We start from the raw sequence: 238 nt of genomic DNA on the forward strand, positions 1-238 counted from the left end.
GGCCAGCAGATCGGCGAGGGAATTAAGCTGATAGCGGCGGGTAATACGCAGGATCGGCCGCAGCAACAGTGGCGTCAGCAAAAAAGCACCGGCGAGGCCACCAAAATAAGACAGGTAGCCGTAGCCGTACAGCTGCGCCAGCGCGACACTGCCGTAGTAGCCCCAGGCGCTGGCAAATACCCCCAGCGACAATAGATACACCAGCGGTTGTTGTACCCAGCGGCGCGGTATCCAGCTG

General features: G+C 60.5%; 1 protein-coding gene. It reads right to left on the reverse strand.

What is annotated here, in order from left to right:
• The coding region (locus Q4563_RS22480) for a hypothetical protein (RefSeq protein WP_303606125.1) at positions 1-238 on the reverse strand (238 nt) is incomplete at both ends.

It is taken from the genome of Gilvimarinus sp. 1_MG-2023 (assembly GCF_030548285.1).